27 protein-coding genes are annotated in these 21,725 nt (G+C 62.8%); 17 read left to right on the top strand and 10 right to left on the bottom strand.

What is annotated here, in order from left to right; all coding sequences use genetic code 11:
* Nucleotides 1-11: 11 nt before the first annotated feature.
* Nucleotides 12-944 carry a DMT family transporter gene (locus GBJ34_RS05355; protein WP_151718239.1) on the bottom strand — a complete coding sequence of 311 codons (933 nt, stop codon included), beginning with the start codon at nucleotides 942-944 and terminating at the stop codon, nucleotides 12-14.
* Nucleotides 945-1,299: 355 nt separating this feature from the next.
* Here GBJ34_RS05355 and ade point away from each other — a divergent pair, with 355 nt between their 5' ends.
* Entirely contained in the window at nucleotides 1,300-3,012 is a 1,713-nt protein-coding gene (gene ade, locus GBJ34_RS05350; protein ID WP_151718238.1) for an adenine deaminase, read from the top strand.
* A 72-nt stretch (nucleotides 3,013-3,084) separates the two neighbouring features.
* Here ade and GBJ34_RS05345 read toward each other — a convergent pair whose 3' ends face one another.
* Nucleotides 3,085-3,891: a TIM barrel protein gene (locus GBJ34_RS05345; protein WP_226341049.1), complete on the bottom strand. Its 807-nt coding sequence runs from the start codon at nucleotides 3,889-3,891 to the stop codon at nucleotides 3,085-3,087.
* Nucleotides 3,892-3,990: 99 nt separating this feature from the next.
* Entirely contained in the window at nucleotides 3,991-5,037 is a 1,047-nt protein-coding gene (locus GBJ34_RS05340) for a LacI family DNA-binding transcriptional regulator (RefSeq protein ID WP_151718237.1), read from the bottom strand.
* Between the two features lie 136 nt (nucleotides 5,038-5,173).
* Between GBJ34_RS05340 and GBJ34_RS05335 the strand changes: the two genes are divergently transcribed.
* From GBJ34_RS05335 to rpmE, 5 genes are all read left to right on the top strand, one after another.
* Nucleotides 5,174-6,268, top strand: a complete 1,095-nt coding sequence (locus tag GBJ34_RS05335; protein WP_151718236.1) for a fatty acid desaturase family protein — start codon at nucleotides 5,174-5,176, stop codon at nucleotides 6,266-6,268.
* A 9-nt stretch (nucleotides 6,269-6,277) separates the two neighbouring features.
* Nucleotides 6,278-6,592 carry a MocE family 2Fe-2S type ferredoxin gene (locus GBJ34_RS05330; RefSeq protein ID WP_151718235.1) on the top strand — a complete coding sequence of 105 codons (315 nt, stop codon included), beginning with the start codon at nucleotides 6,278-6,280 and terminating at the stop codon, nucleotides 6,590-6,592.
* Nucleotides 6,589-7,392, top strand: a complete 804-nt coding sequence (locus GBJ34_RS05325; RefSeq protein WP_151718234.1) for a 3-methyl-2-oxobutanoate hydroxymethyltransferase — start codon at nucleotides 6,589-6,591, stop codon at nucleotides 7,390-7,392. The genes GBJ34_RS05330 and GBJ34_RS05325 overlap by 4 nt, the downstream gene beginning before the upstream one ends.
* A gap of 248 nt (nucleotides 7,393-7,640) precedes the next feature.
* A complete protein-coding gene (rplS, locus tag GBJ34_RS05320) occupies nucleotides 7,641-8,015 on the top strand; it encodes a 50S ribosomal protein L19 (protein ID WP_151718233.1) in 375 nt (124 codons plus the stop codon).
* An 11-nt stretch (nucleotides 8,016-8,026) separates the two neighbouring features.
* Nucleotides 8,027-8,248, top strand: coding sequence for a 50S ribosomal protein L31 (gene rpmE / locus GBJ34_RS05315; protein WP_151718232.1), 222 nt, complete (start codon nucleotides 8,027-8,029; stop codon nucleotides 8,246-8,248).
* 65 nt (nucleotides 8,249-8,313) lie between these two features.
* Here the strand turns inward: rpmE and GBJ34_RS05310 are convergent, their stop codons facing one another.
* Complete coding sequence (locus GBJ34_RS05310; RefSeq protein ID WP_151718231.1) at nucleotides 8,314-8,703, bottom strand: GFA family protein; 390 nt, start codon at nucleotides 8,701-8,703, stop codon at nucleotides 8,314-8,316.
* A gap of 221 nt (nucleotides 8,704-8,924) precedes the next feature.
* Between GBJ34_RS05310 and GBJ34_RS05305 the strand changes: the two genes are divergently transcribed.
* Both GBJ34_RS05305 and GBJ34_RS05300 read left to right on the top strand, forming a co-directional pair.
* Complete coding sequence (locus tag GBJ34_RS05305; RefSeq protein ID WP_151718230.1) at nucleotides 8,925-9,338, top strand: SRPBCC domain-containing protein; 414 nt, start codon at nucleotides 8,925-8,927, stop codon at nucleotides 9,336-9,338.
* Between the two features lie 104 nt (nucleotides 9,339-9,442).
* Nucleotides 9,443-10,252, top strand: coding sequence for a division plane positioning ATPase MipZ (locus tag GBJ34_RS05300; protein WP_151718229.1), 810 nt, complete (start codon nucleotides 9,443-9,445; stop codon nucleotides 10,250-10,252).
* On the opposite strand, the gene GBJ34_RS20470 is transcribed toward GBJ34_RS05300, so the two are convergent.
* Nucleotides 10,221-10,388 carry a hypothetical protein gene (locus GBJ34_RS20470; RefSeq protein WP_192931115.1) on the bottom strand — a complete coding sequence of 56 codons (168 nt, stop codon included), beginning with the start codon at nucleotides 10,386-10,388 and terminating at the stop codon, nucleotides 10,221-10,223. The two genes, GBJ34_RS05300 and GBJ34_RS20470, sit on opposite strands and share 32 nt — an antisense overlap.
* 308 nt (nucleotides 10,389-10,696) lie before the next feature.
* Here GBJ34_RS20470 and GBJ34_RS05295 point away from each other — a divergent pair, with 308 nt between their 5' ends.
* The gene (locus GBJ34_RS05295; RefSeq protein ID WP_151718228.1) at nucleotides 10,697-12,202 is read left to right on the top strand and encodes a malonate--CoA ligase; all 1,506 of its coding nucleotides are present in this window, start codon (nucleotides 10,697-10,699) and stop codon (nucleotides 12,200-12,202) included.
* Between the two features lie 260 nt (nucleotides 12,203-12,462).
* Here the strand turns inward: GBJ34_RS05295 and GBJ34_RS05290 are convergent, their stop codons facing one another.
* Complete coding sequence (locus tag GBJ34_RS05290) at nucleotides 12,463-12,825, bottom strand: ArsR/SmtB family transcription factor (protein WP_151718227.1); 363 nt, start codon at nucleotides 12,823-12,825, stop codon at nucleotides 12,463-12,465.
* Between the two features lie 205 nt (nucleotides 12,826-13,030).
* Here GBJ34_RS05290 and GBJ34_RS05285 point away from each other — a divergent pair, with 205 nt between their 5' ends.
* The 5 genes from GBJ34_RS05285 (at nucleotide 13,031) to GBJ34_RS05265 (ending at nucleotide 15,604) form a co-directional block, all read left to right on the top strand.
* Entirely contained in the window at nucleotides 13,031-13,393 is a 363-nt protein-coding gene (locus GBJ34_RS05285) for an AtpZ/AtpI family protein (RefSeq protein WP_151718226.1), read from the top strand.
* Entirely contained in the window at nucleotides 13,377-14,147 is a 771-nt protein-coding gene (locus GBJ34_RS05280) for a F0F1 ATP synthase subunit A (RefSeq protein WP_226341048.1), read from the top strand. Before GBJ34_RS05285 ends, GBJ34_RS05280 begins: the two co-directional genes overlap by 17 nt.
* 46 nt (nucleotides 14,148-14,193) lie before the next feature.
* Nucleotides 14,194-14,430: a F0F1 ATP synthase subunit C gene (locus GBJ34_RS05275; protein WP_151718225.1), complete on the top strand. Its 237-nt coding sequence runs from the start codon at nucleotides 14,194-14,196 to the stop codon at nucleotides 14,428-14,430.
* Between the two features lie 78 nt (nucleotides 14,431-14,508).
* A complete protein-coding gene (locus GBJ34_RS05270) occupies nucleotides 14,509-15,042 on the top strand; it encodes a F0F1 ATP synthase subunit B' (protein ID WP_151718224.1) in 534 nt (177 codons plus the stop codon).
* A 4-nt stretch (nucleotides 15,043-15,046) separates the two neighbouring features.
* Complete coding sequence (locus GBJ34_RS05265; RefSeq protein ID WP_151718223.1) at nucleotides 15,047-15,604, top strand: F0F1 ATP synthase subunit B; 558 nt, start codon at nucleotides 15,047-15,049, stop codon at nucleotides 15,602-15,604.
* Between the two features lie 79 nt (nucleotides 15,605-15,683).
* Here GBJ34_RS05265 and GBJ34_RS05260 read toward each other — a convergent pair whose 3' ends face one another.
* From GBJ34_RS05260 to GBJ34_RS05250, 3 genes are all read right to left on the bottom strand, one after another.
* Nucleotides 15,684-16,451: a FadR/GntR family transcriptional regulator gene (locus GBJ34_RS05260; RefSeq protein ID WP_151718222.1), complete on the bottom strand. Its 768-nt coding sequence runs from the start codon at nucleotides 16,449-16,451 to the stop codon at nucleotides 15,684-15,686.
* Nucleotides 16,452-16,587: 136 nt separating this feature from the next.
* Nucleotides 16,588-17,241, bottom strand: coding sequence for an OmpA family protein (locus GBJ34_RS05255; protein WP_151718221.1), 654 nt, complete (start codon nucleotides 17,239-17,241; stop codon nucleotides 16,588-16,590).
* A gap of 134 nt (nucleotides 17,242-17,375) precedes the next feature.
* Nucleotides 17,376-18,239 carry a methylated-DNA--[protein]-cysteine S-methyltransferase gene (locus tag GBJ34_RS05250; protein ID WP_151718220.1) on the bottom strand — a complete coding sequence of 288 codons (864 nt, stop codon included), beginning with the start codon at nucleotides 18,237-18,239 and terminating at the stop codon, nucleotides 17,376-17,378.
* A gap of 110 nt (nucleotides 18,240-18,349) precedes the next feature.
* Between GBJ34_RS05250 and nth the strand changes: the two genes are divergently transcribed.
* Nucleotides 18,350-18,994, top strand: a complete 645-nt coding sequence (nth, locus tag GBJ34_RS05245) for an endonuclease III (protein WP_151718219.1) — start codon at nucleotides 18,350-18,352, stop codon at nucleotides 18,992-18,994.
* Nucleotides 18,991-19,974 carry an adenosine kinase gene (locus tag GBJ34_RS05240; protein ID WP_151718218.1) on the top strand — a complete coding sequence of 328 codons (984 nt, stop codon included), beginning with the start codon at nucleotides 18,991-18,993 and terminating at the stop codon, nucleotides 19,972-19,974. The genes nth and GBJ34_RS05240 overlap by 4 nt, the downstream gene beginning before the upstream one ends.
* Nucleotides 19,975-20,023: 49 nt before the next feature.
* On the opposite strand, the gene GBJ34_RS05235 is transcribed toward GBJ34_RS05240, so the two are convergent.
* Entirely contained in the window at nucleotides 20,024-20,674 is a 651-nt protein-coding gene (locus GBJ34_RS05235) for a ribonuclease T2 family protein (protein WP_151718217.1), read from the bottom strand.
* A gap of 128 nt (nucleotides 20,675-20,802) precedes the next feature.
* Here GBJ34_RS05235 and GBJ34_RS05230 point away from each other — a divergent pair, with 128 nt between their 5' ends.
* Nucleotides 20,803-21,546, top strand: coding sequence for a DUF1013 domain-containing protein (locus tag GBJ34_RS05230; protein WP_151718216.1), 744 nt, complete (start codon nucleotides 20,803-20,805; stop codon nucleotides 21,544-21,546).
* Nucleotides 21,547-21,725: the final 179 nt, after the last annotated feature.

The raw sequence follows: 21,725 nt of genomic DNA, 5'->3' as shown, positions 1-21,725 counted from the left end.
AAGGCGATGGTTCAGGGTGTCATCGCCTTGCGCTGTCGCGCGCGCCTCAGGCCCAGTTGCCGCTCGCGCCAGATGATGAGGATGCCGGCGGTCACCACCAGTGCGGCCCCCGCCAGCATTGTTCCGGTTGGCACTTCGGCAAAGACGAAATAGCCGATCAGCAGCGCAAACAGCATCGAGGCATATTCGAAAGGCGCGATCAGCGAGGCATCGGCCTCGCGATAGCTGGAGGTCAGCAGGATCTGCCCGACCCCGCCGAGAAGCCCCGCCATGACCAGCAGGAATGCCTCAAACGGTGTGGGCCAGACCCAACCGAAGGGCAGGGTGATCAGTGACAGCACCGAGGCCGTCATCGAGAACCAGAAGACGATGGCAGAGGTGCGTTCCGTATTCACCAGTTTGCGGACGAATACCTGTGCCAGGGCCGCAAAGACCGCACCGCCCAGCACCAGGATTGCCCCGAAGGCCCCCGCTTGATCGGCCCCTTCGATCAGGGTCAGACGCGGCCAGATCACGATCAGCACCCCGACCAGCCCAAGCGCCACGGCGGAGACACGAAAGGCCCGAACCTCTTCGCCCAGAAACATCGCGGCGAAGATGACGGTCAGAAGCGGCGCGGCATAGCCGATCGCGGTGACCTCTGGCAGCGGCAGGAAGGCCAGCCCCGCAAAACCCAAGCCCATGGCGCAGGTGCCCATCAGCCCGCGCCAGACATGGCCGAACGGATTGACGGTGCGCAGCCCGGTCGACAATTCGTGCCGCATCGCCAACCAGACAAAGATCACGGGCATGGCGAAGAACGAGCGGAAGAACACCGCCTCACCCGGTGGGATGCGGTCCGATACGGCCTTGATCGCAGAGGACATGGCGATGAACACGAGGACGGAGCAGATTTTCAGCGCAATGCCCCGCAAGGGGCGCTGCTGGGTCTCGGTGGGGGGCATCGGGCTTCCTTTTCGCGTGGCCCATGAAAAGCACTGACAGCGGCGGGGTGCAAGCCTGACCAAATCCTTCGACCCTGTCGTCCTGGTCGCCGCCCTTGATCGAGACCTTTGGACGGGGAGTGTTGCCGGGGGGCCTTTCCAGCGGCTTAGGTCGTATGGAGCGCGTGAGCGGGGCCATTGGGCGCGCGGCACATTCTTGCGGCGTTGCGGGCCTGCCGGGTTTCGGATCTGCCGAGTCTCGGGCCAGCGGCGTTTCGGGAATGGCGTTTCTTGTGGGAGTGCTCACCCGTGACGAGGGCTGGACCCGGCGCGCAGGATCGGGTTCAGTCGGCAATATGCCTTGCAGGAGACGCCGATGACCCGCCCCGACCCACAGCCGCCACTGGCAGACCTGATTGCGCAGGGCAGGGGCCTGGTGCCCGCCGATCTGGTCTTGCGTGGCGGGCGTGTGCTGGATGTCGTCACAGGTGATCTGCTTGAGGGCGATGTCGCGATTTGCGGTGGGGTGATCGTTGGTATCTGCGCCAGCTATGACGGGCGCGAGGTGGTCGATGTGACGGGCAAGATCCTGGTGCCTGGCTTCATCGACACCCATCTGCATATCGAAAGCTCGCTGGTCACACCCTACGAGTTTGATCGTTGCGTGGCCCCTTATGGTGTGACCACCGCGATCTGTGACCCGCACGAGATCGCCAATGTCTGCGGGCTGGAGGGGATCGGATATTTCCTTGAGGCGTCAAAGCATACGGTGATGGATATCCGGGTGCAGCTTTCCTCCTGCGTGCCCTCGACCCATATGGAGACGACGGGCGCCCGGCTGGAGGCGGCTGATATCGCGCCGCTGATGGATCATCCGCGCGTCATCGGGCTGGCGGAATTCATGAATTATCCCGGCGTCTTGCATCAGGATCCGGGCTGTATGGCCAAGCTGGATGCGTTTCGCACCCGCCATATCGACGGCCATGCGCCGCTGCTGTCGGGGCGCGACCTGAACGGCTATATCGCCGCGGGCATCCGCACCGAACACGAGGCGACGACCGCCGCGGAGGCACGCGAGAAGCTGCGCAAGGGGATGCGGATCCTGATCCGTGAAGGCTCGGTCTCGAAAGACCTGCACGCCTTGGCAGAAGTGCTGTCCGAGCGGACCTCGGCCTATTGCTGCTTCTGCACCGATGACCGCAATCCGCTGGATATTTCGGAGCAAGGCCATCTGGACTATCTGATCCGCACCGCGATCCGCCTTGGATGCCCGCCGCTTGCGGTCTATCGCGCGGCCTCGCTATCGGCGGCAGAGGCGTTCGGGCTGAAGGATCGCGGCCAGATCGCACCGGGCAAGCGCGCGGATATCGTGGTGATCGATGATCTGGCGACCTGCCGACCCGAGATGGTGTTTATCGGCGGCACCCGCGTGGGCGATGCGGCCTTTGCCGCCCGCGAAATCATCGCCCCGGTTGCCCGCCATTCGGTGAAGGCGCCGAAGGTCGCGGCCGAGGATTTCCGCACCGGCGGCAACCGGACCGAGACCCCGGTGATCGGTATCCTGCCCGGCAAGATCATCACCCAGCATCTGACCTATGACATCGCGCCGGAAAATGGCGACAAGCGCCCGGATCTGGCCCGCGATCTGGTGAAGATCGCGGTGATCGAACGGCATGGCAAGAACGGCAACCGCGCCACCGGCTTTGTGCAGGGATTCGGGCTGAAGCGCGGGGCCATCGCCTCCACCGTCTGTCACGATCACCACAATATCGCGGTGGTGGGGGCTGATTATGCCGATATGGCACTGGCCGCGAACCGCCTGTCCGAGATCGAAGGCGGTTTCGTGGTGGTGGAGGGCGGCAAGGTTCTGGCCGAACTGGCGCTGCCGGTGGCGGGGTTGATGAGCCTGCAGCCCTTCGAGGTGGTGCGCGATGATCTGATCAAGCTGCGCGCCGCCGCAAAATCGCTGGACGTGGTGCTGGAGGAGCCCTTCCTCCAGTTGGCTTTTCTGGCCCTGCCGGTGATCCCGCATCTGAAGATCACCGATCATGGCATGGTCGATGTCGACCGGTTCGAGGTGATGCCCTAAGTCGCCACATCTGCCGTGATCGGAGGTTGTGGCTCCAAGCTGCGACAGCTGTTGCGATAAGGGGGTGTGGCCTTAACCGGCCACCCCGGCCGCGATGAACTGCATCGAGGCTTGCAGCGCAGGCGCATGGTCGCACAGGGCGTGGACCTCGGGCGCGAAGGGCTCATAGCTGATCGGGCCGCGATAGCCGCCCCGGCGCAGCGCGCGGATCTGCGCCACATTGCCCAGCTGGTCATCGGCATCGACCAGCACCCGATGCGGATCGCGCATGTCATCGACATGGACCGGGGCGGTCACGCCCGACACATGCACGATGCCGGTCAGATCGGGGAAGATCGCGCCGCCGCCCGCCAGATGGTGGTGGAAGGTGTCATGCACCATGAAAAGCGTGCCTTCGCCGCCCACGGCATCGATGCAATCAGCCAGCACATCCTTGTAGCGCAGCGAACAGACGGCAAAGCCCAAGGGTTCTACCATGGCGTTCAGGCCATGGGCCTTCAGCATCGGCAGCACCTCGCGCAGCGCGGTTTCGGTCACACGGCGGCTGCCCGCGCGGTCGGTGGCCACACCATCATTGCGCGGGATCAGGCTGACGGCCTCGGCACCTGCGCGGGACGCGATCTGCATCAGCGCCTCAGCCTCTGCCGCCTTGGTATCGGACCAGTCATTGAACATCTTGACCTCGGCCAAGGCGAGGAAACGCAGGCCCCTGGCGCGCAAAGCCGCCCCCACATCCTCGGGCGCATCGCCACCGAACAGCGGGCCGTTCAGGTCATTGCGGTATTCAACGCCGACGCAGCCAAGCCCTGCGGCCAGATCGGCGAAGGCGCGCCAGTCGGTGCCGGGCGCGGTCATGTGGTTCAGGGCGAAGGGCGGCATGGGAATCCTTGCGGGATGATTTGGGCAGAAGAGATTTGGAATGTTTATTCCATTGCGCGCCTGGCGCAATATCTATGTCACGGCGTTGATGGAATCTCGTCAGATCGATTCCGCGATATGCAGATCGGGGGGCAGGAAGATCTGGCCGATATCCTCTGACGCCGCGATGCCGGGGCGCGGGGTGCAGAGCATCACCATCTGATCGAAAAGCGTGCGGCACAGCTTTTCCAGCGGCGTGTCGGTGACCAGTGTCACCACGCCCTCAGCCAAGCCGCGCCGCGATTCGGGCGTGAGCGCGGAAACTGTCAGCACCACGGCACCGGGCGGGCGGGCTTCACGCAGCGCGGCAATCGCTCCCTCCATTCCGCCGCCCGCGACATAGATGCCGCGCAAATCGGGATGACGCGCCAGTGCCGTGCGGGCGGCATCATAGGTCAGTTGCCGCGTCTCCAGGTTGACGCAGGTTTCCATCACCTCGAGCTGCGGCGCGGTCTCGCGCAGATAGCTGCGAAAACCAGTCTCGCGCAGCTCATGCCCATGCCAGCGATGGCCGCCGACAAACAGCATGACCTTGCCGGGCCCCCGCGCCGAAAGCGCGGTGATCCAGCCGGCGCTGCGACCGATTTTCAGGTTGTTCAGGCCAACGTAACCGGCGCGAAAGCCCTGTCCAAATTCCGACAGCAACGAGATGATCCGCAGGCCCCGGCCGCGCAATTCCTCAACTGCGGCGGTCACTTCGGGGTGGTTGACTGCCGTTGCCGCCAGCACGTCGCAGCGCCCGGCCATGGCGCGGAGTGCGGCGGCCATCTCGGACGGGGATTGCGAACTGGAAAATTCCAGCATCAGGCGTGCCTTCACCCCCGGCACAAGCGTGACCGCGCGGTGCAGTTCTTCGGCAAAGGCCTTGTAGAAATCCTGCCCCTGCTTGTGCAGCACCACACCAAAGCACAGCTCTCGCAGGGCGGGCCCCGGGGCATGGCCCGACAGCCGCCAGGCGGCAGGGTGGCCGATGCGTTGCGCCGCCTCGGCGATGCGGGCGCGGGTGTCGCCCGCCACCGCCTCGCGCCCGTTCAGCGCCCTGTCGACGGTCGCGACAGAAACCCCCGCAGCCGCTGCCAATTCTGCCATGCCTGCCCGCCGTGCCATGCTGCCCTCCCGTTGAATTTGACGAGATTTGACGAAAACCTCGCGCCCCCTGTCTACACGAGAAATGGAAAGGATGTTCTATTTTCGTCAAGCCCCGATCTGAACAGGACGGGATGCAAGACGGAAAGGGCCGGATATGAAACGCGATTACAGTCTGTTGGGGCCGGATGGGGCACGCGCTGTCGAGACCGGCCTTGCGGCGGCAGAGTGGTATCACACCGAAGTGCCGCGCAAGGTGATGAAGGAGTTGATGCAGCGCAGCGACCAGCCTGCGATCCGCGATACGGTGATCTGGCTGGGGTCGATGGTGGTTCTGGCTGGCATTGGCATCGCCTTCTGGCCCTCGTTCTGGACGATCCCGGCATGGCTCGCTTATGGCGTGCTGTATGGCTCGGCCTCGGATTCGCGTTGGCACGAATGCGGCCATGGCACGGCCTTTCGCACCGCCTGGATGAACAACGCGGTCTACGAGATCGCGTCCTTCATGATCATGCGCAACTCTGCCACCTGGCGCTGGAGCCATGCCCGCCACCATACCGACACCTATATCGTCGGGCGTGACCCCGAAATTGCGGTGATGCGGCCCCCGGCCTTCTTCAAGCTGATCCTGAACTTCTTTGGCGTCTTCGATGTCGCCGCCGCCCTGCCGCGTCTGGCCTATAACGCGGTGCTTGGCCCCACCACGGAAGAGAAGACCTTCGTGCCGCAAAGCGAATGGGGCAAGGTTGCCCGCGTGGCCCGCATCCATATGGCGATCTATCTGGCCACCTTGGCGCTGGCGATCTGGCTTGGCTCCATCCTGCCCTTGATGGTGATCGGTCTGCCCCGGCTCTACGGTGCCTGGCATCATGTGATGACCGGCCTGCTGCAACACGGGGGGCTGGCCGATAATGTGATCGACCATCGGCTGAACTCGCGCACCGTCTATATGAACCCGATCAGCCGCTTCGTGTATTGGAACATGAATTACCATGTGGAGCATCACATGTTCCCGATGGTGCCCTATCACGCGCTGCCGCGCCTGCATGATGCGATCAAGCACGATCTGCCCGCGCCCAACCCATCGATCGCCGCAGGCTTTGCCGAGATGTGGCCCGCCCTACGCCGCCAGCTGCGCTACGAGGATTACTTCCTGCGCCGCGAACTGCCCGAAGGGGCCAAGCCCTATCGCGAGGATTTCCACCGCGCCGCTTTGGGTGATCTGCCCGAGACCGCAATCCCAGCCGAATGAGGACGAAAAATGAGCCAATGGATTCGCGCCTGCGCCACCGATGATGTCGATGAAGAGGATCTGATCCGCTTCGATCATGCCGGGGAGACCTATGCCATCTATCATTCCCCAGAAGGCGATTTCTTCGCCACCGCCGGCAAATGCACCCATGAGGATGTGCATCTCTGCGACGGGCTGGTGATGGGTCATCTGGTCGAATGCCCCAAGCATAACGGCCAGTTCGATTATCGCACCGGCGAGGCGAAGCGCGCGCCGGTCTGTGTCAACCTGCGCACCTATCCGATCCGGGTCGAGGCGGGCGCGGTCTTCATCGAGGTGCCATGATGGGCAAACGTCTGACCGTCCGCGATCTGCTGGACGCGCGGGGCAAGCACAGCTTCGCCATGTTGCGGGTCGAAACCTTGGCCGAGGCCGAGGCGGCCGAGCGAGCAGGGGTGGAGCTGCTGTCGGTTCCGCCCGCGCTGATCTGTGATCCGCGCTTTCGCGAGGTTGCGCCCACAGCCTTCGCCATGCCAGGCGAAAACTACTACGAGATCGGCGATACAGCGGTCTTTCTGAGCTGGGCCTTTCCGCTGATGAAGGTGGGCGCGGATGCCGTTTACTGTTCCGGCTCGCTGGGCACGGTGCGGGCGCTGGCCGATCATGGCATTCCGGTCTGCGGCCATGTCGGGCTGATCCCGTCCAAGCGCACCTGGACCGGCGGCTTCAAGGCCGTCGGCAAGACGCTGGAGACCGCGCAGCTGGTCTGGCAGCAATGCCGCGCGCTGGAACAGGCCGGGGCATTCGCGGTGGAGATCGAGGTGGTGCCGCAATCCATCACCCGGCTGATTGCCGAACGCACAGGGCTGTTTCTGATTTCCATGGGGGCAGGGGCTGCGGGGCACGCACAATATCTGTTCAGCGATGACGTGCTGGGCCAGAACACCGGCCATGTGCCGCGCCATGCCAAGGTCTATGCCGATTTTGCGGCCGAGCACGCCCGGCTGCAGCAAATGCGGATCGCGGCCATGCGCCATTTTGTCGACGACGTGCATGAAGGCCTTTATCCCGCACCGCAATATCTGGTGGACAGCGAGGCCGAGGTGGTGGATGCCTTCCGCGACTGGCTGGAGACGCAGGACTGATCCGGCCTTGACCCAAGGCTTGCGCCCCCCTATACGCGCGCAGTCCGGGGTCAAAGGGCCCGCCGGATTCGATTCCCTATGACCTGCGTCCAGATGCTTCGATGGGCGGCCTGTCTTGGGGGATGGAACGAAAAACGCGCCGATCCAATCTCCGGCGGACTCGCATCATGCGGGGATCCGATCGAAGACCGGGAGCTCTGGGATGGCATCACCGCTGTGGGAAAACCGCAGGCAGACAGGAGACAGCGATGAATCTGATCGCACAAATCGAGGCCGAGCAAATCGCCGCCCTCGGCAAGAAAATCCCGGATTTCAAGGCCGGTGACACCGTTCGCGTCGGTTTCAAAGTGACCGAAGGCACCCGTTCGCGCGTGCAGAACTACGAAGGTGTCGTCATCGGCCGCAAGGGCGGCATGACCATCTCCGCCTCGTTCACCGTGCGCAAGATCTCGTTCGGTGAAGGCGTGGAACGCGTGTTCCCGCTCTATTCGACCAATATCGACTCGATCGAAGTGGTCCGTCGTGGCCGTGTGCGCCGTGCGAAGCTCTATTACCTCCGCGCGCGTCGTGGCAAATCGGCCCGTATCGCCGAAGTCACGAACTACAAAGAAAAAGCTGAGTGAGGAGCGGCGCTATGAGAGATGGCATCCACCCCGACTACCACTTCATCGAAGTGAAGATGACCGACGGCTCGACCTTCAAGACCCGCACCACCTGGGGCAAGGAAGGCGATACCATGTCGCTCGACATCGATCCGCTGTCGCACCCGGCATGGACCGGCCAGACCGCCAAGCTGATGGATACCGGCGGCCGCGTGTCGAAGTTCAAGAACAAATACGCCGGTCTGGGCTTCTGATCCTGACCGACCTGTTCGAGAAAGCCCCGCCATCGCGCGGGGCTTTTTCATGTATGGGCGGACGATCACGGGGCCGTCGCATATTGCGGTGCGCCATCACAGATCACCGACCATTCCGGTTTTTCGGATACATAGACGTGAAACTGGTTGGGCAGCCCGATGTCGCCATCGAAGACATTGGCGGGGATTGGGAAACTGTCTGCCTGTGACAGAATTTCGCCAAGCGCGGTGCCACAAAGCCTGCAGAAACAGCGGGCATAGGTGTAGGGCGCTTCGGGCTGGTATTGCGCGACATGCTCTTGACCGCGCTGCCAATGCAGGTCGTCGCGGCGCACGAACGCGATGGTGCTTGCCCCCAGCTTCCGGCAGCGCGAACAGTGGCAGGTGCCCATCATCGTCGGGGGGCCTGACGCGGTGAACGCCACCGCACCAGAACAACAACTTGCTGCATACATCTGTCATGCTCCTTCGATGATGAATTGGAACATTAGGCGAACATTTGCGCGCAAGCAAGACTGCCGCGCGTTTCGCCAAAGACTTAAGCGACCCTTGTTGCCAAAGCCGCGGGCGACCTAGGTTATCCATGCCGAAGGCGATCCTGGCCCCGCCGTCGCGGCGAGGCTTGGCAAGGCGCAGGCCTTGCGGCACTCTGCTTTGCATCGCAGTGGAGCATGTCATGAAGATCACCGTTGAAACCCTTGTTGCCGCGCCTTTGCAGACCGTCTGGGACAGCTGGACCACGCCTGAGGATATCATGGCCTGGAACGCGGCTTCGGACGACTGGCACACCACCGCTGCACGGGTCGATCTGCGCGAGGGCGGAGAATTTTCGTCGCGGATGGAGGCCCGCGACGGCAGCATGGGGTTCGACTTTACCGGGGTCTATACCGTGGTCGCGCCCCTGTCGCGATTGGAGGCGCGCTTTGGAGATCGCGAGATGATCGTAGAGTTCATCCAGACCGCTGAGGGCGTGCGCATCCGCGAAGCCTTTGATTCTGATGGTGAATATCCTGAAGATATGCAGCGTCAGGGCTGGCAGGCCATTCTTGACCGCTTCAAGGCCCATACGGAGGCAAAAGCCGCGCGCTAAAGCGGCATTCCATGCGCGGCGGGATCTGCGCGCGGGGAATCTCTTTCCTCCGGGCGGATCGCCGCTTATGAAGCAGGCCAGACGGAAAGACAGGGGCGGCTCACATGGCGCATATCATCGTTGTCGGCAACGAAAAGGGCGGGTCGGGCAAATCGACCACCTGTATGCATGTTGCGACGGCGCTGGTGCGGATGGGCCATTCCGTCGGCGCGCTGGACCTTGATCTGCGCCAACGCAGCTTTGGCCGCTATGTGGAAAATCGTCGGGCCTGGATGGCGCGCAACGGGCGCGAGCTGCCCAGCCCCGATTACCGCGAATTGCCGGAACTGGACCCGGCCAGCATTCCAGCGGGCGAAAACCTGTTCGACCATCGCTTGTCAGCCGCGATTTCGACACTGGAAAAGCAAAGCGATTTCATCGTGATCGACTGCCCCGGCTCGCATACCCGGCTCAGCCAGGTGGCGCATAGTCTGGCGGATACGCTGATCACGCCGCTGAATGACAGTTTTGTGGATTTTGATCTGCTGGCGCGGATCGATCCGGAAACCAACAAGGTGCAGGGTCCGTCGATCTATTCGGAAATGGTCTGGGCGGCGCGTCAGGCGCGGGCGCAGGCCGGGTTGAAGCCGATCGACTGGATCGTGCTGCGCAACCGTCTGGGCGCGCAGCAGATGCACAACAAGAAGAAGGTGGGGGCGGCGCTGGAAGATCTGTCGCGGCGGATCGGCTTTCGTGTCGCGCCCGGCTTTACCGAGCGCGTGATCTTCCGCGAATTGTTCCCGCGCGGGCTGACGCTGCTGGATCTCAAGGATACAGGCGTCGAGCAGCTGAACCTGTCCAATATCGCCGCGCGGCAAGAGTTGCGCGACCTGATGGCGGAACTCAGGCTGCCGGCTGTGTCCGGTGGTTTTTGAACGGCGAGCCCTGTTGCGCCAGACGGGCGCGGCCCTGCATCTTGCTGAGACGCAGCGCAAAGATGTCATCTTCGGACAGGGGTTCAACTGCAGCAGTCTTGCGGAATTTTGCCAGCAGGCGGGTCACGAAGGTCATTGGGCTTCTCCCTGAATGGCCGGGGGCGGATAGTCTTGCCCTCGGATATGTAATCTGAGGCTGGCGGTGAAGCGCGGCAAAATTGCGGCAATGCGGTGCAAGCATCTGGATGGTTTCGCGGCGATTTTAGGCAATTGCATTCGCGGGCCCGGATCTGGACATAGGCCGGGATCTTGGGCGAGGCTCTGGGGCCAGCGCCTGCGGACCGGCCCTTGGTGCAGGGTCCTCTTGGGGCAGAGACTTCTTGGGACCATAGCCTTGAGGCAGGGCCGGGCGCGTGTCAGGAAGGGGCAATAGCGGAGGTTGCCATGGCCAATACCCTGTTCGATTCCCTGTTTGCGCCGCTTGCCAAGCGAAAGGATACCTTGCTGATCCTGGCAGATGGGCGCGAGATATCCGGCCGTGATTTCCTGGGCATGGTGGCACGGCAGGCCCATGCGCTGCGCGCGGCGGGGCTGGGGCAGGGCGATCGCATCGCGGTTCAGATTGCCAAAAGCCCCGAGGCGCTGGCGACATATGGGGCGGCATTGGCGCTTGGTGCGGTCTTCCTGCCGCTGAACACCGCCTATACGGCAGATGAGGTCGATTATTTTCTAGGCAATGCGACCCCCAAGGTCTTTCTCTGTGATGGAGCCAAGGCTGATGCGCTGGCCCCGGTTGCGGCGCGCCATGGGGCGCAACTGCTGACGCTGAACAGCGATGGCAGCGGCAGTCTGGCGGTCGCTGCACGAAGCCAGCCGGATACCATCACGCCCGCCAAATGCGGGCCGGATGATCTTGCGGCCCTCCTGTATACATCGGGCACGACGGGGCGATCCAAGGGTGCGATGCTGACCCATGGCAATCTGCTGTCCAATGCCGAGGTGTTGCGCTCGGCCTGGCGCTTCACGAGGCGCGATGTGCTGCTGCACGCCCTGCCAATCTTCCACACCCATGGGCTGTTTGTCGCCAGCAACCTTTGCCTGCTGACGGGCGGGCGGATGATCTTCCTGCCGGGCTTCGATCTGGAAGCGGTGCTGCGGCTGTTGCCGCAGGCCACCACGATGATGGGCGTGCCGACCTTCTACACAAGGCTGCTGGATGATCCCCGGCTGGACCGCGATCTGGTCGGGCATATGCGGTTGTTCATCTCTGGCTCGGCACCGCTTCTGGCCGAGACCCATCGCGATTTCGAAGCGCGAACCGGACAGCGCATTCTGGAACGCTATGGCATGACCGAGACCAATATGAACACCTCCAACCCCTATGATGGCGACCGCCGGGCGGGCACCGTCGGGCAGCCCCTGCCGGGGGTGGAGCTGCGCGTGATGAAGGGCGAGGCAGAGGTTGCGCCCGGCGATGTCGGCGTGATCGAAGTGCGCGGCCCCAATGTCTTCAAGGGCTATTGGCAGATGCCCGATAAAACCCGCGAGGAGTTGCGCGCCGATGGCTGGTTCATCACTGGCGATCTGGGGCAGGTCGATGCGAAAGGCTATGTGACCATCGTCGGGCGCGCCAAGGACCTGGTGATTTCTGGCGGGTTCAACATCTACCCCAAGGAGCTGGAGCTGCTGCTGGACGAGGTGCCGGGTGTCTTGGAAAGCGCGGTGATCGGCCTGCCGCATCCCGATTTCGGCGAGGCAGTCTTTGCTGTGCTGGTCCCGCAAAAGGGTGCCGAGCTACAGCCAGAAAATGTGCTGGCGGCGTTGCAGGACCGGGTCGCGCGGTTCAAGCAGCCCAAAGGCGCGGTGATCCTGGCAGAGCTGCCGCGGAATACGATGGGCAAGGTGCAAAAGAACCTGCTGCGCGACCAGTTCAGGGACTGGTTTCTCTGAGCCGGGCGCCGCCGGGCTCAGGCCCCGCCGGGGCCCTCGCCCGACGGCATTGCCATCGCAGTTGCAGGCCGGTCGATGGTGTTACGACTGCAAAGCTGGCCCTGAAGGCAGGATGAGTATTTGGGCAAGCAGCAAAGACAGGGGTAGCGCACCTGTGGGTCATCTAGGAAGGATACCCGGTTTGGGCGTGTCGTGCAGATCTATGCCCTGTGCTGCTTGCCCAAATACTCAATCTTCCTGTGAGCAATGCAGATGGCAGGTCATTCCCCGGTCGTGTCGGGATCCTGCAATTCGACCGCGAGGAAGCGTTCCAGCGCGTCGAGGTCCACCGGCTCGAACTGGCCGAATCCCTGCATCCAGACCGATGCGGCTTTCAGCGCGTCGGGCTCCAGCTTGCACCAGATCACCCTGCCGCGCTTTTCGCGGCTGATCAGCCCGGCCTCGGACAGCACCTGCAGATGTTTGGAAATCGCGGCGAGTGACATCTGGAAGGGCTCTGCCACATCGGTCACCGCCATGTCATCTTCCAGCAGCATCGCGAGGATGGCGCGTCGGGTCGGATCGGCAAGCGCCGCGAAGATCGGGCTGAGACGGTCGGGAGGCGGGGATCCGGAGTGCGACATGGGGTCCAGCTTTGACGGGCGGTGCCTGGATCGTCAACCGGAAGGTTGAATATGCCTCACGTCACCGTGACAGCGCAAACAGGTGTTGCGGGGCAAGGTTGAATTTGCAAAATCATTATTTATCAATGCCTTGCGTCGGGTTGTTCTGCTTGACTCATATCCTTGCCCTGTCTAGGTTCCCCGAGACTGTTCTGGGGGCGTGAGCATGGCGCAAGAACCCGATGCCGAGCGGCTGCGCAGACTTGAGGCGCGGATCGGTGCGGTGAAAGGTGCCAAGGCCAAGCCAGCCGGAATGGGGCAGAATTTTTCGCAGGCGGAAATGGCCTGGCGGATGGTGATCGAACTGATATCCGGCATCGTGGTCGGGGGCGGTATCGGATACGGGCTGGACCATATGTTCGGCACCAAGCCCATCCTGCTGGTGATTTTCCTTCTGTTCGGCTTCGTCGCCGGCATCCGCGTCGTCATCGGCACCGCCCGTGACCTGCAGGAGCGCCAGATGCGGGCCATGAACGCGCAGACAAAGGCGGAGCCACCGCCGGAACCGAAGGATGACGAACTTGGCTGAGACCGGTTTTGCAATTCACCCGATGGACCAGTTCATTGTGAAGCGGTTCTTCTGTGATGCCGCCCACGCCGATTGCACCACTGATATCAAATGGTATGAGATCACCAATGTCACCTTCTGGATGGCAATGACGGTGATCGTCATCATCGCGCTGATGGTGTTCGGCTCGCGTGGCCGCGCCATCATCCCGTCGCGGGTGCAGTCGATCGGTGAGCTGCTTTACGGCTTTGTCTACAAGACGGTTGAAGACGTGACCGGCCATGAAGGGGTGAAGTATTTCCCCTACATCATGACGCTGTTCCTGTTCATCCTGTTCGCCAACCTGCTTGGCCTGCTGCCGATGAGCTTCACCACCACCAGCCATGTCGCGGTCACCGTGACGCTGGCGCTGCTGGTCTTCTTCGGCATCACCCTGCTGGGTCTGGTTCGCAAGGGCCCGGGCTTCCTCGCGATGTTCTGGATCACTTCGGCACCGCTGGCGCTGCGTCCGGTCCTCGCCGTGATCGAGGTCATCTCCTACATGATGCGCCCCGTCTCGCACTCCATCCGTCTTGCCGGCAACCTGCTGGCCGGTCACGCGGTGCTGAAAGTGTTCGCGGGCTTTGCCTCGATGACCGTCATCATGCCGGTCGCTGTGCTGGGTGCCGTCGGCATCTATGCGCTTGAGGTTCTCGTGGCCTGTGTTCAGGCCTATGTCTTCACCATTCTGACCTGCGTCTATCTGAAGGACGCGGTGGGCGACGCCCATCACTAAGGTCCGAACTTAATATCCAGCCATTCCAACCATAGGAGTCTACGACATGGAAGGCGAACTCGCTCTGCTCGGCAAATACATCGGTGCTGGCCTCGCAGCTTTCGGCCTGGCCGGTGCTGGCCTCGGCGTCGGTAACATCGTCGGCAAGTTCCTGGAAGGCGCCCTGCGCAATCCGTCCGCTGCTGCCGGCCAGACCGCTAACCTCTTCGTCGGCATCGCGTTTGCCGAAGCTCTGGGCATCTTCTCGTTCCTGATCGCCCTGCTGCTGATGTTCGCCGTCTGATCCTGACGCGTCCAGGCATCTCGGCCGGGTGGGCTTTGCGCCCCCCGGCCAGGTTTTTGACGAACGTGAGGAAATCACATGGCGACCGAAGCGCATGACGCGGCAGGCGCGGCGGGGCAATCCGTCGGTATGCCGCAACTCGACGTCTCGACCTGGCAGAACCAGATCTTCTGGCTGGTGGTCGCGCTTGTCGTGATCTATTTCGTGCTGCGCCTCGTGGCGCTGCCCCGCATCGGGGCGGTTCTGGCTGACCGCAGCAGCACCATCACCAATGATCTTGCCGCAGCTGAAGAGCTGAAGCAAAAGGCGCTCGCCGCCGAGAAGGCCTATAACGCCGCGCTGGACAAGGCGCGTGCGGATGCGGCTGCCATCGTCGCTGCCGCCAAGGCCGAAATCCAGGCTGATCTCGACAAGGCAACGGCCAAGGCCGATGCCGAAATCGCAGCCAAGGTTGCGGAATCGGAGAGCCGGATCGGCGAGATCCGCGCCGGTGCGCTGGAAAGCGTCACGGAAGTGGCCAAAGACACCGCGAAAGAGCTGGTCGCAGCTCTGGGTGGCAAGGCGGACGCGCGCAGCATCACGGCTGCTGTCACTGCGAAACTGAAAGGGTAAGCCCATGAAAAAGCTGACCCCCGTTCTGTTCGCGCTGATGGCAAGCCCGGCATTTGCCGCAAGTGGCCCGTTCTTCTCGCTGCGAAACACCGATTTCATCGTGTTGATCGCGTTCATCGTCTTTGTCGGCTTCCTGCTGTTGATGAAGGTCCCGGCCAAGCTGGGCGGTTTGCTGGATGCGCGTGCGCAGACCATCAAGGCCGAGCTGGAAGAGGCCAAGGCGCTGCGTGAAGAGGCGAAAGCCATTCTCGCATCTTACGAGCGCAAGTCGAAAGAGATGATGGAACAGTCGGAGCGGATCGTGGCTGCGGCGAAAGCCGAAGCCCAATCCGCTGCGGCGCAAGCGAAAGAGGATCTGAAGGCCTCGATCACCCGTCGTCTGGCTGCCGCAGAAGAACGGATTGCTTCGGCCGAGGCTGGTGCCATCCGTGAAGTGCGCGAGCGCGCCGTGGATGTGGCGATTGCCGCAGCCTCCAGCGTGCTGTCGAAGCAGCTTTCGACCGAAGGCGCTGCGGCCACCATCGATGAGGCCATCGATCAGGTTGCAGCCAAGCTGCACTGATCTTCGACGCGCCCGATACGATCTGAAAAACCCGGTCCTTGTGGCCGGGTTTTTCTTTGGCCTTTCCAGTGTCCGTGAATCAGCGACTGCGCTCGTGTTCGATGCGTTGGCGGGCAATTGCCTCATTGCGTTCGGCCTTGGCATGTTCGGCCAAAGCCTGTTCAACATAATCCATATGCAATGCCGCCGCCGCCCGGGCTGCTGACGGATCGCGCGCCTGAATGGCCGCATTGATGGCGCGGTGCTGGTCCAGCAGGTTGTCGCGGGTGATCCGATTGCGGAACATCATCTGGCGATTGTAGAACACACCCTGTTTCAACAGATCAAACATCGACCGCATCATATGCAGCATGATGATGTTATGGCTGGCCTCGATGATGGCCATGTGAAATTCGGCATCCAGCGCAGCTTCATCCGAGGGGTCGCGCTTCAGATGCGCGGCCTCCATCTTGGTGAAGATCGTCGCGATCACCTCCAGGTCGGTGGCCGAGCCAAGCCGGGCGGCGCGGTCGGCCGCCAGGGATTCCAGATCACGGCGGAAGGCGATGTAATCCTGCACCGCATCGTCATGCGCCGAGAACAGTTCCACCAGCGCAGGCGCGAAGGCATTGCCCAGCACTTCGGCCACGAAACAACCGGCACCTGGGCGGGTGACCAGCAAGCCCTTCAGTTCCAGCGCCTCCAGCGCCTCGCGCAGCGAGGGGCGCGACACGCCCATGCGTTCGGCCAGATCGCGCTCAGCCGGAAGCCGCTCACCGGGGCGCAGGATGCCGCGCAGGATCAACAATTCGATCTGACGCGAGACGGACTGCGAAAGTTTTTCGGCGGCGATCTTCTCGAAGGGCATGGGGTCTCCGGCGGGGGCCAAGAACGTGGCTTTGCATAAAGGCACAGGTGCTGGTTAAAAAATATGACCGATCAGGCGAAACGGCAATGGAAAAGGGCGCGGCAGAACCGCGCCCCAAGATCGATGTCCAGGAGGATCAGCGCAGCGGGATGATGCTGATCTCGACCCGGCGGTTCTGTTGCTTGCCCTGCGCGGTCAGGTTCGAGGCAATCGGCTGGCTTTCGCCGCGGCCATAGGCCGAAAGGCGGCTGGCCGGCACGCCATTGGCGGCGATGACATTGCTGACGGCTGCCGCGCGGCGTTCCGACAGGGTCTGGTTATAGGCGGCGTCGCCGTCGCTGTCGGTATGGCCGACAATTTCCACGCGGCTATTGGGATAGCGCAACAGGTTCTGAGCGATGGCGTTCAGGTTATAGGCCTGATCAGGACGCACGGTGAAGCTGTCGGTGGCGAACAGCACGTCCTGGCCCATGGTGACATTGATGCCATTGCCGGTGTTCACCACATTGGCATTGCCGCCGAGTTGCTGGCGCAGTTCTGCCGCCTGGTTATCCAGCGCGCTGCCGATGGCCCCGCCGGCCGCCGCGCCGATGGCGCCGCCGATCACGGCCTTGGCCAGACGGTCATCACCGCCCGACTTGGCGCCTGCCACGGCGCCGATCAACCCGCCTGCCAATGCGCCGCCCTTGGCGCGCGCATTGGGGTCCTCGTAACGATAGGGGTCCTGCACACAGCCTGCGAGCAGGCTTGCGCCCAGCAGGCCGCAAATCAGGGAGGTTTTGATGGTCATGGTCATGCCTCGTTATGGTCAGCCCAGCCGGGCCTTGCCCCCAGCTTAGCCCATTAACGTGGCAAAGCGGAATTCGTTGCATGATGTGCAGCAAAAAATTGCCCATCACATTTCAGCGCGTTCACGGTTTCGCGTCAGGCGGCGGGCGCGGTATGGGGGTCGGCTTCGGTTTCGCTGCGCGCGGATTCCCATGCCAGCATCGCGCGTTTGACCGGCAGACCCCAATGGTAACCGCCAAGGCCACCTGATTTGCGCAAGGCGCGGTGGCAGGGGATCAGGAAGCTGATCGGGTTGCGCCCCACGGCGGTGCCGACGGCGCGCACAGCCGCCGGATGGCCGATCACGCGGGCGAGATCGGAATAGGTGGTGACATGGCCGGATGGCACGGCCAGCAGCGCCTCCCAGACCTTGATCTGGAAGGGCGCACCGATCAGATGCAGCGGTGCCTGCGTCCCTCCGCCAAAGGCCGCATCCGCCCAAACCCGCAGGGCAGGGGCATCTTCGAGGACCCGCGCACCAGGCCAGCGGGCGCTGAGATCGGCCAGCACCTGAGCCTCGCCTTGCTCGGCGGCAAAACCCACACCGCAGATGCCGCGATCGGTGGCCATGACAAGCGCCGGGCCGAAGGGGCTGTCAAACCAGCCATAGCGAATGGTCAGACCCGCGCCAGCCCGGGCAAACTCGCCCGGTGTCATGGCCTCCCACCGCAGGAACAGATCATGCAGTCGCCCACCGCCAGACAACCCGGTCGCGTGTGAGGTTTCCAGCACCGAATGCCGCTCGGCCAGCAGGCGCCTTGCATGGTCCAGCGTCAGATATTGCTGGTAGCGTTTCGGGCTGACCCCTACCCATTGCGAGAAGATGCGCTGGAAATGCGCGGGGCTCATGCCCATGCGGCCGGCCAGCCCGTCCAGCGTCAAGGACGGCCCGCCCGCGTCGATTTCGGCCAGGGCGCGGGCGATGACGCGGTAATGATAGGGGCTGGATTGGTCGGTCATGATCGGTCTCAACTGGTTCTTGCTGTCACAATAGGCGGTAAAAATGCGGGCAGCGACCCGGAACCTGCGGCTTTGCTTGGCAGCGGCGCGTCCGCGGGCTAGGAAGCGCCATGGCTCGACAGTTGGATTACCATAGCATCCGCGAGATTTTTACCCGGTTCCGTACGCAAGAGGCGGAACCGCAGGGTGAACTGTATCACACCAATGCCTATACGCTGCTGGTGGCGGTGGCCTTGTCGGCACAGGCGACCGATGCAGGGGTGAACAAGGCAACGCGCCCTCTTTTTGCGCGCGTGGACACACCGCAGAAGATGCTCGACCTCGGGATCGAGGGCGTGACAGAGGCGATCAAGACCATCGGCCTGTTCCGCCAGAAGGCCAAGAACGTGATCCGGCTGTCGGAAATTCTGGTCAATGACTATGGTGGCGAGGTGCCAAGCAGCCGGGCCGCCCTGCAATCCCTGCCCGGTGTCGGGCGCAAGACTGCCAATGTCGTGTTGAACATGTGGTGGCATGTGCCGACCCAGGCCGTGGATACCCATATCTTCCGCCTTGGCAATCGCACCGGCATTTGCCCCGGCAAGGATGTCGATGTGGTGGAGCGCGCCATCGAAGATCACATCCCGGCCGAGTTCCAGCAACACGCCCATCACTGGATGATTTTGCATGGGCGCTACATCTGCACCGCCCGCAAACCCCGTTGCCCGGATTGTCTGATCCAGGACCTTTGTCATTTTGAGGAAAAAACCGCATGAAGAAATATCAGGTTGTCGGCATCGGCAATGCCATCGTCGATGTGTTTGCGCAGGCCGATGACAGCTTTCTGGAGCTGATGGGCATCGAGAAAGGCATCATGCAACTGGTGGAGCGCGAGCGGGGCGAACTGCTTTACGCTGCGATGAAGGACCGGGTGCAGGCCCCGGGCGGATCGGTCGCCAATACGCTGGCAGGGCTGGGGATGCTGGGGCTGAACGCGGCCTTTATTGGCCGTGTGCATGACGACGCTTTGGGGCGGTTCTATGCCAAGGCCATGGGCGATGAGGGCACGGCCTTCGTGAACCCGCCGGTGCCGGGTGGCGAGTTGCCGACTTCGCGGTCGATGATCTTCGTGGCCCCCGATGGCGAGCGGTCGATGAACACCTATCTCGGCATTTCCTCGGAACTGGGGCCGGAGGATGTGAGCGACGAGGTGGCGGGCGATACCGAAGTGCTGTTCCTTGAGGGCTATCTGTATGACAAGCCCAAGGGAATGGAGGCGTTTGAACGCGCGGCGAAACTCTGCCGTCAATCGGGCGGGCGCGCGGGCATCGCGCTGTCGGACCCCTTCTGCGTGAACCGTCACCGCGATCATTTCCGCCGTCTGGTGCGCGATCTGGATTATGTGATCGGCAACCAGCACGAATGGGAAAGCCTGTATCAGACCGATCTCGATAGCGCGCTGAAACAGGCGGCGCAGGATGCCGGGCTGGTGGCCTGCACGCGCTCGGGCGAAGAGGTGATCGTGCTGCGCGGGGACGAGCGTGCCGTGGTGCCGGTGCGCCGTGTGGTGCCGGTGGATGCGACCGGGGCGGGCGATCAGTTCGCCGCAGGCTTTATCTACGGCATGGCCACCGGCCAAAGCCTTGAAGTGTCGGGCCGCATGGGCTGTGTGGCGGCCGCCGAAGTGATCAGCCATTTCGGCGCGCGTCCCGAGGCTGATCTGAAGGCCCTGTTCCGCAAGGAAGGCCTGATCTGAACCTGACCGCAGGGGGGCCTCGATTTTTCGGCGAAAAATCGCGGTCCGCTTAGCGGACGGGGTCCAGCACCGCATCCTTCAGCGTGCAGTCGCGGATCACGTCGCGTCCGCAACGGCGTGGCTCCAGATCCTTGGTCAGACAGATCCGCACCTCCTGGATCATGCCCGAGGCGCAGGTGATGGTCACCTGATCGCGTTTGAGCTGCGGATTGGCCTCCAGGAAGGCCCCCTCGATCACTTCGGCGGGCACTTTCAGCTGTTTGTTCACCCTGGGGAATACGGCAGGGATCTTCACGCCCGCAAAGGCCTCGCGCATGGTCTGGTAATAGGTCCGCGCAGGCAAGCCGGCGCAACGCCCGTGCTTCTTCCACTGATACCAGGCAAGGCCGGATGCCCCCATGATATCAGCCATGCCTTCGCTTTCCTGACGCGAGGGATCGCGCTCCACCGTGCGGCAGTAAGAGGGCCAACCCTCTTCATATTGCGGCCAAAGACCGTGCAGCGTGAAGGCGCGTGCCGCCCCCTTTCGACATTCCGGCGCGCCGCGCCCGTCGCCCTCCAGCGCGCACCAATTGGGCGACCAGCTGAGCGCCATGACATAATAGTCGAAATCGCCCGCTGGTTCCCCCTCGGCGCGCGCCATGCCCGGCAGGCCGATCCCGATCACACTGGCGAGAAGGGCCCCTGCAATTGCACGCATTTTCTCTTTCCCCCGCAGCGGATTCGCATTATAGGAACGGTTGAATTCCCTAAAAACGTGGAAATCGCAGCCGGATCGGTTGCAGCCGTTTTCCCGGCACGGGAGAGATTTGTAAAGGAGTGATCCTCATGTCGAGACCTCTGATGGCCAAGGCGACGGCCGTGTGGCTGGTGGACAATACGACGCTGACCTTCAAGCAGGTCGCCGATTTCTGCGGTATGCACGAGCTTGAGGTTCAGGGCATTGCCGATGGCGATGTGGCGACGGGCGTCAAGGGGTTTGACCCGGTGAGCAACAACCAGCTGGACCCGATCGAGATCGAGCGTGGCCAGAAGGATCCGCTTTATCGCCTGCGGCTGAAGCACAACCCCGCCGCTGTCGGCGAGGAAAAGCGCCGCGGCCCGCGCTATACGCCGCTGTCCAAGCGTCAGGATCGTCCGGCCGCGATCCTGTGGCTGGTGAAGTTTCACCCTGAACTTTCGGATGGCGCGATCAGCAAGCTGGTCGGCACCACCAAGCCGACCATCGCCTCGATCCGCGAGCGCACCCACTGGAACATCCAGAACATCCAGCCCATTGATCCGGTGGCGCTTGGTCTCTGCCGCCAGTCCGAACTGGACACCATCGTGCAGGCTGCGGCCCGCAAGAAGGCAGCCGAGGGCGGCGTGATGTCGGATGACGAGCGTCGCAAACTGGTGTCGACCGAGCAGTCCCTGGGCATGGCACCGGATGCGCGCAACGAAGACGCACTCGCGGGTCTTGATGCTTTCACCAAAGTGGAAAAAGAAGAAAGCCCGGCGGATTATTCCGATGCCGACAGCTTCTTCAACCTGCCGCAAGGCGATGATGAAGACGAAGACGACGACAACTGATCGATTTTCAGGCGGTCGCTTTCAGAAACCCCGGCTTTGCCGGGGTTTTTTCGTCACAGGCGACCTGTTTTCGCCATGGTCCCGCCTTAATTGACTAAATTCCGCCGCATTCCTGACGTAGTCTGATCCTCGAGCAGCATCGCACCGGGGAAAACCTCGGGCATCACAGGCAGACCATC

Source organism: Gemmobacter serpentinus, from assembly GCF_008973825.1.
GTDB classification, from domain to species: domain Bacteria; phylum Pseudomonadota; class Alphaproteobacteria; order Rhodobacterales; family Rhodobacteraceae; genus Gemmobacter; species Gemmobacter serpentinus.
Note: the sequence above shows the minus strand (reverse complement) of the source record. Positions and strands in the feature narration are given on the sequence as shown.

What these genes read in the sequence shown, in the direction of transcription:
- GBJ34_RS05355 (WP_151718239.1), bottom strand. Translation starts at nt 944, where the DNA reads ATGCCCCCCACCGAGACCCAGCAGCGCCCCTTGCGGGGCATTGCGCTG.
- ade (WP_151718238.1), top strand. Translation starts at nt 1,300, where the DNA reads ATGACCCGCCCCGACCCACAGCCGCCACTGGCAGACCTGATTGCGCAG.
- GBJ34_RS05345 (WP_226341049.1), bottom strand. Translation starts at nt 3,891, where the DNA reads ATGCCGCCCTTCGCCCTGAACCACATGACCGCGCCCGGCACCGACTGG.
- GBJ34_RS05340 (WP_151718237.1), bottom strand. Translation starts at nt 5,037, where the DNA reads ATGGCACGGCGGGCAGGCATGGCAGAATTGGCAGCGGCTGCGGGGGTT.
- GBJ34_RS05335 (WP_151718236.1), top strand. Translation starts at nt 5,174, where the DNA reads ATGAAACGCGATTACAGTCTGTTGGGGCCGGATGGGGCACGCGCTGTC.
- GBJ34_RS05330 (WP_151718235.1), top strand. Translation starts at nt 6,278, where the DNA reads ATGAGCCAATGGATTCGCGCCTGCGCCACCGATGATGTCGATGAAGAG.
- GBJ34_RS05325 (WP_151718234.1), top strand. Translation starts at nt 6,589, where the DNA reads ATGATGGGCAAACGTCTGACCGTCCGCGATCTGCTGGACGCGCGGGGC.
- rplS (WP_151718233.1), top strand. Translation starts at nt 7,641, where the DNA reads ATGAATCTGATCGCACAAATCGAGGCCGAGCAAATCGCCGCCCTCGGC.
- rpmE (WP_151718232.1), top strand. Translation starts at nt 8,027, where the DNA reads ATGAGAGATGGCATCCACCCCGACTACCACTTCATCGAAGTGAAGATG.
- GBJ34_RS05310 (WP_151718231.1), bottom strand. Translation starts at nt 8,703, where the DNA reads ATGTATGCAGCAAGTTGTTGTTCTGGTGCGGTGGCGTTCACCGCGTCA.
- GBJ34_RS05305 (WP_151718230.1), top strand. Translation starts at nt 8,925, where the DNA reads ATGAAGATCACCGTTGAAACCCTTGTTGCCGCGCCTTTGCAGACCGTC.
- GBJ34_RS05300 (WP_151718229.1), top strand. Translation starts at nt 9,443, where the DNA reads ATGGCGCATATCATCGTTGTCGGCAACGAAAAGGGCGGGTCGGGCAAA.
- GBJ34_RS20470 (WP_192931115.1), bottom strand. Translation starts at nt 10,388, where the DNA reads ATGACCTTCGTGACCCGCCTGCTGGCAAAATTCCGCAAGACTGCTGCA.
- GBJ34_RS05295 (WP_151718228.1), top strand. Translation starts at nt 10,697, where the DNA reads ATGGCCAATACCCTGTTCGATTCCCTGTTTGCGCCGCTTGCCAAGCGA.
- GBJ34_RS05290 (WP_151718227.1), bottom strand. Translation starts at nt 12,825, where the DNA reads ATGTCGCACTCCGGATCCCCGCCTCCCGACCGTCTCAGCCCGATCTTC.
- GBJ34_RS05285 (WP_151718226.1), top strand. Translation starts at nt 13,031, where the DNA reads ATGGCGCAAGAACCCGATGCCGAGCGGCTGCGCAGACTTGAGGCGCGG.
- GBJ34_RS05280 (WP_226341048.1), top strand. Translation starts at nt 13,377, where the DNA reads ATGACGAACTTGGCTGAGACCGGTTTTGCAATTCACCCGATGGACCAG.
- GBJ34_RS05275 (WP_151718225.1), top strand. Translation starts at nt 14,194, where the DNA reads ATGGAAGGCGAACTCGCTCTGCTCGGCAAATACATCGGTGCTGGCCTC.
- GBJ34_RS05270 (WP_151718224.1), top strand. Translation starts at nt 14,509, where the DNA reads ATGGCGACCGAAGCGCATGACGCGGCAGGCGCGGCGGGGCAATCCGTC.
- GBJ34_RS05265 (WP_151718223.1), top strand. Translation starts at nt 15,047, where the DNA reads ATGAAAAAGCTGACCCCCGTTCTGTTCGCGCTGATGGCAAGCCCGGCA.
- GBJ34_RS05260 (WP_151718222.1), bottom strand. Translation starts at nt 16,451, where the DNA reads ATGCCCTTCGAGAAGATCGCCGCCGAAAAACTTTCGCAGTCCGTCTCG.
- GBJ34_RS05255 (WP_151718221.1), bottom strand. Translation starts at nt 17,241, where the DNA reads ATGACCATCAAAACCTCCCTGATTTGCGGCCTGCTGGGCGCAAGCCTG.
- GBJ34_RS05250 (WP_151718220.1), bottom strand. Translation starts at nt 18,239, where the DNA reads ATGACCGACCAATCCAGCCCCTATCATTACCGCGTCATCGCCCGCGCC.
- nth (WP_151718219.1), top strand. Translation starts at nt 18,350, where the DNA reads ATGGCTCGACAGTTGGATTACCATAGCATCCGCGAGATTTTTACCCGG.
- GBJ34_RS05240 (WP_151718218.1), top strand. Translation starts at nt 18,991, where the DNA reads ATGAAGAAATATCAGGTTGTCGGCATCGGCAATGCCATCGTCGATGTG.
- GBJ34_RS05235 (WP_151718217.1), bottom strand. Translation starts at nt 20,674, where the DNA reads ATGCGTGCAATTGCAGGGGCCCTTCTCGCCAGTGTGATCGGGATCGGC.
- GBJ34_RS05230 (WP_151718216.1), top strand. Translation starts at nt 20,803, where the DNA reads ATGTCGAGACCTCTGATGGCCAAGGCGACGGCCGTGTGGCTGGTGGAC.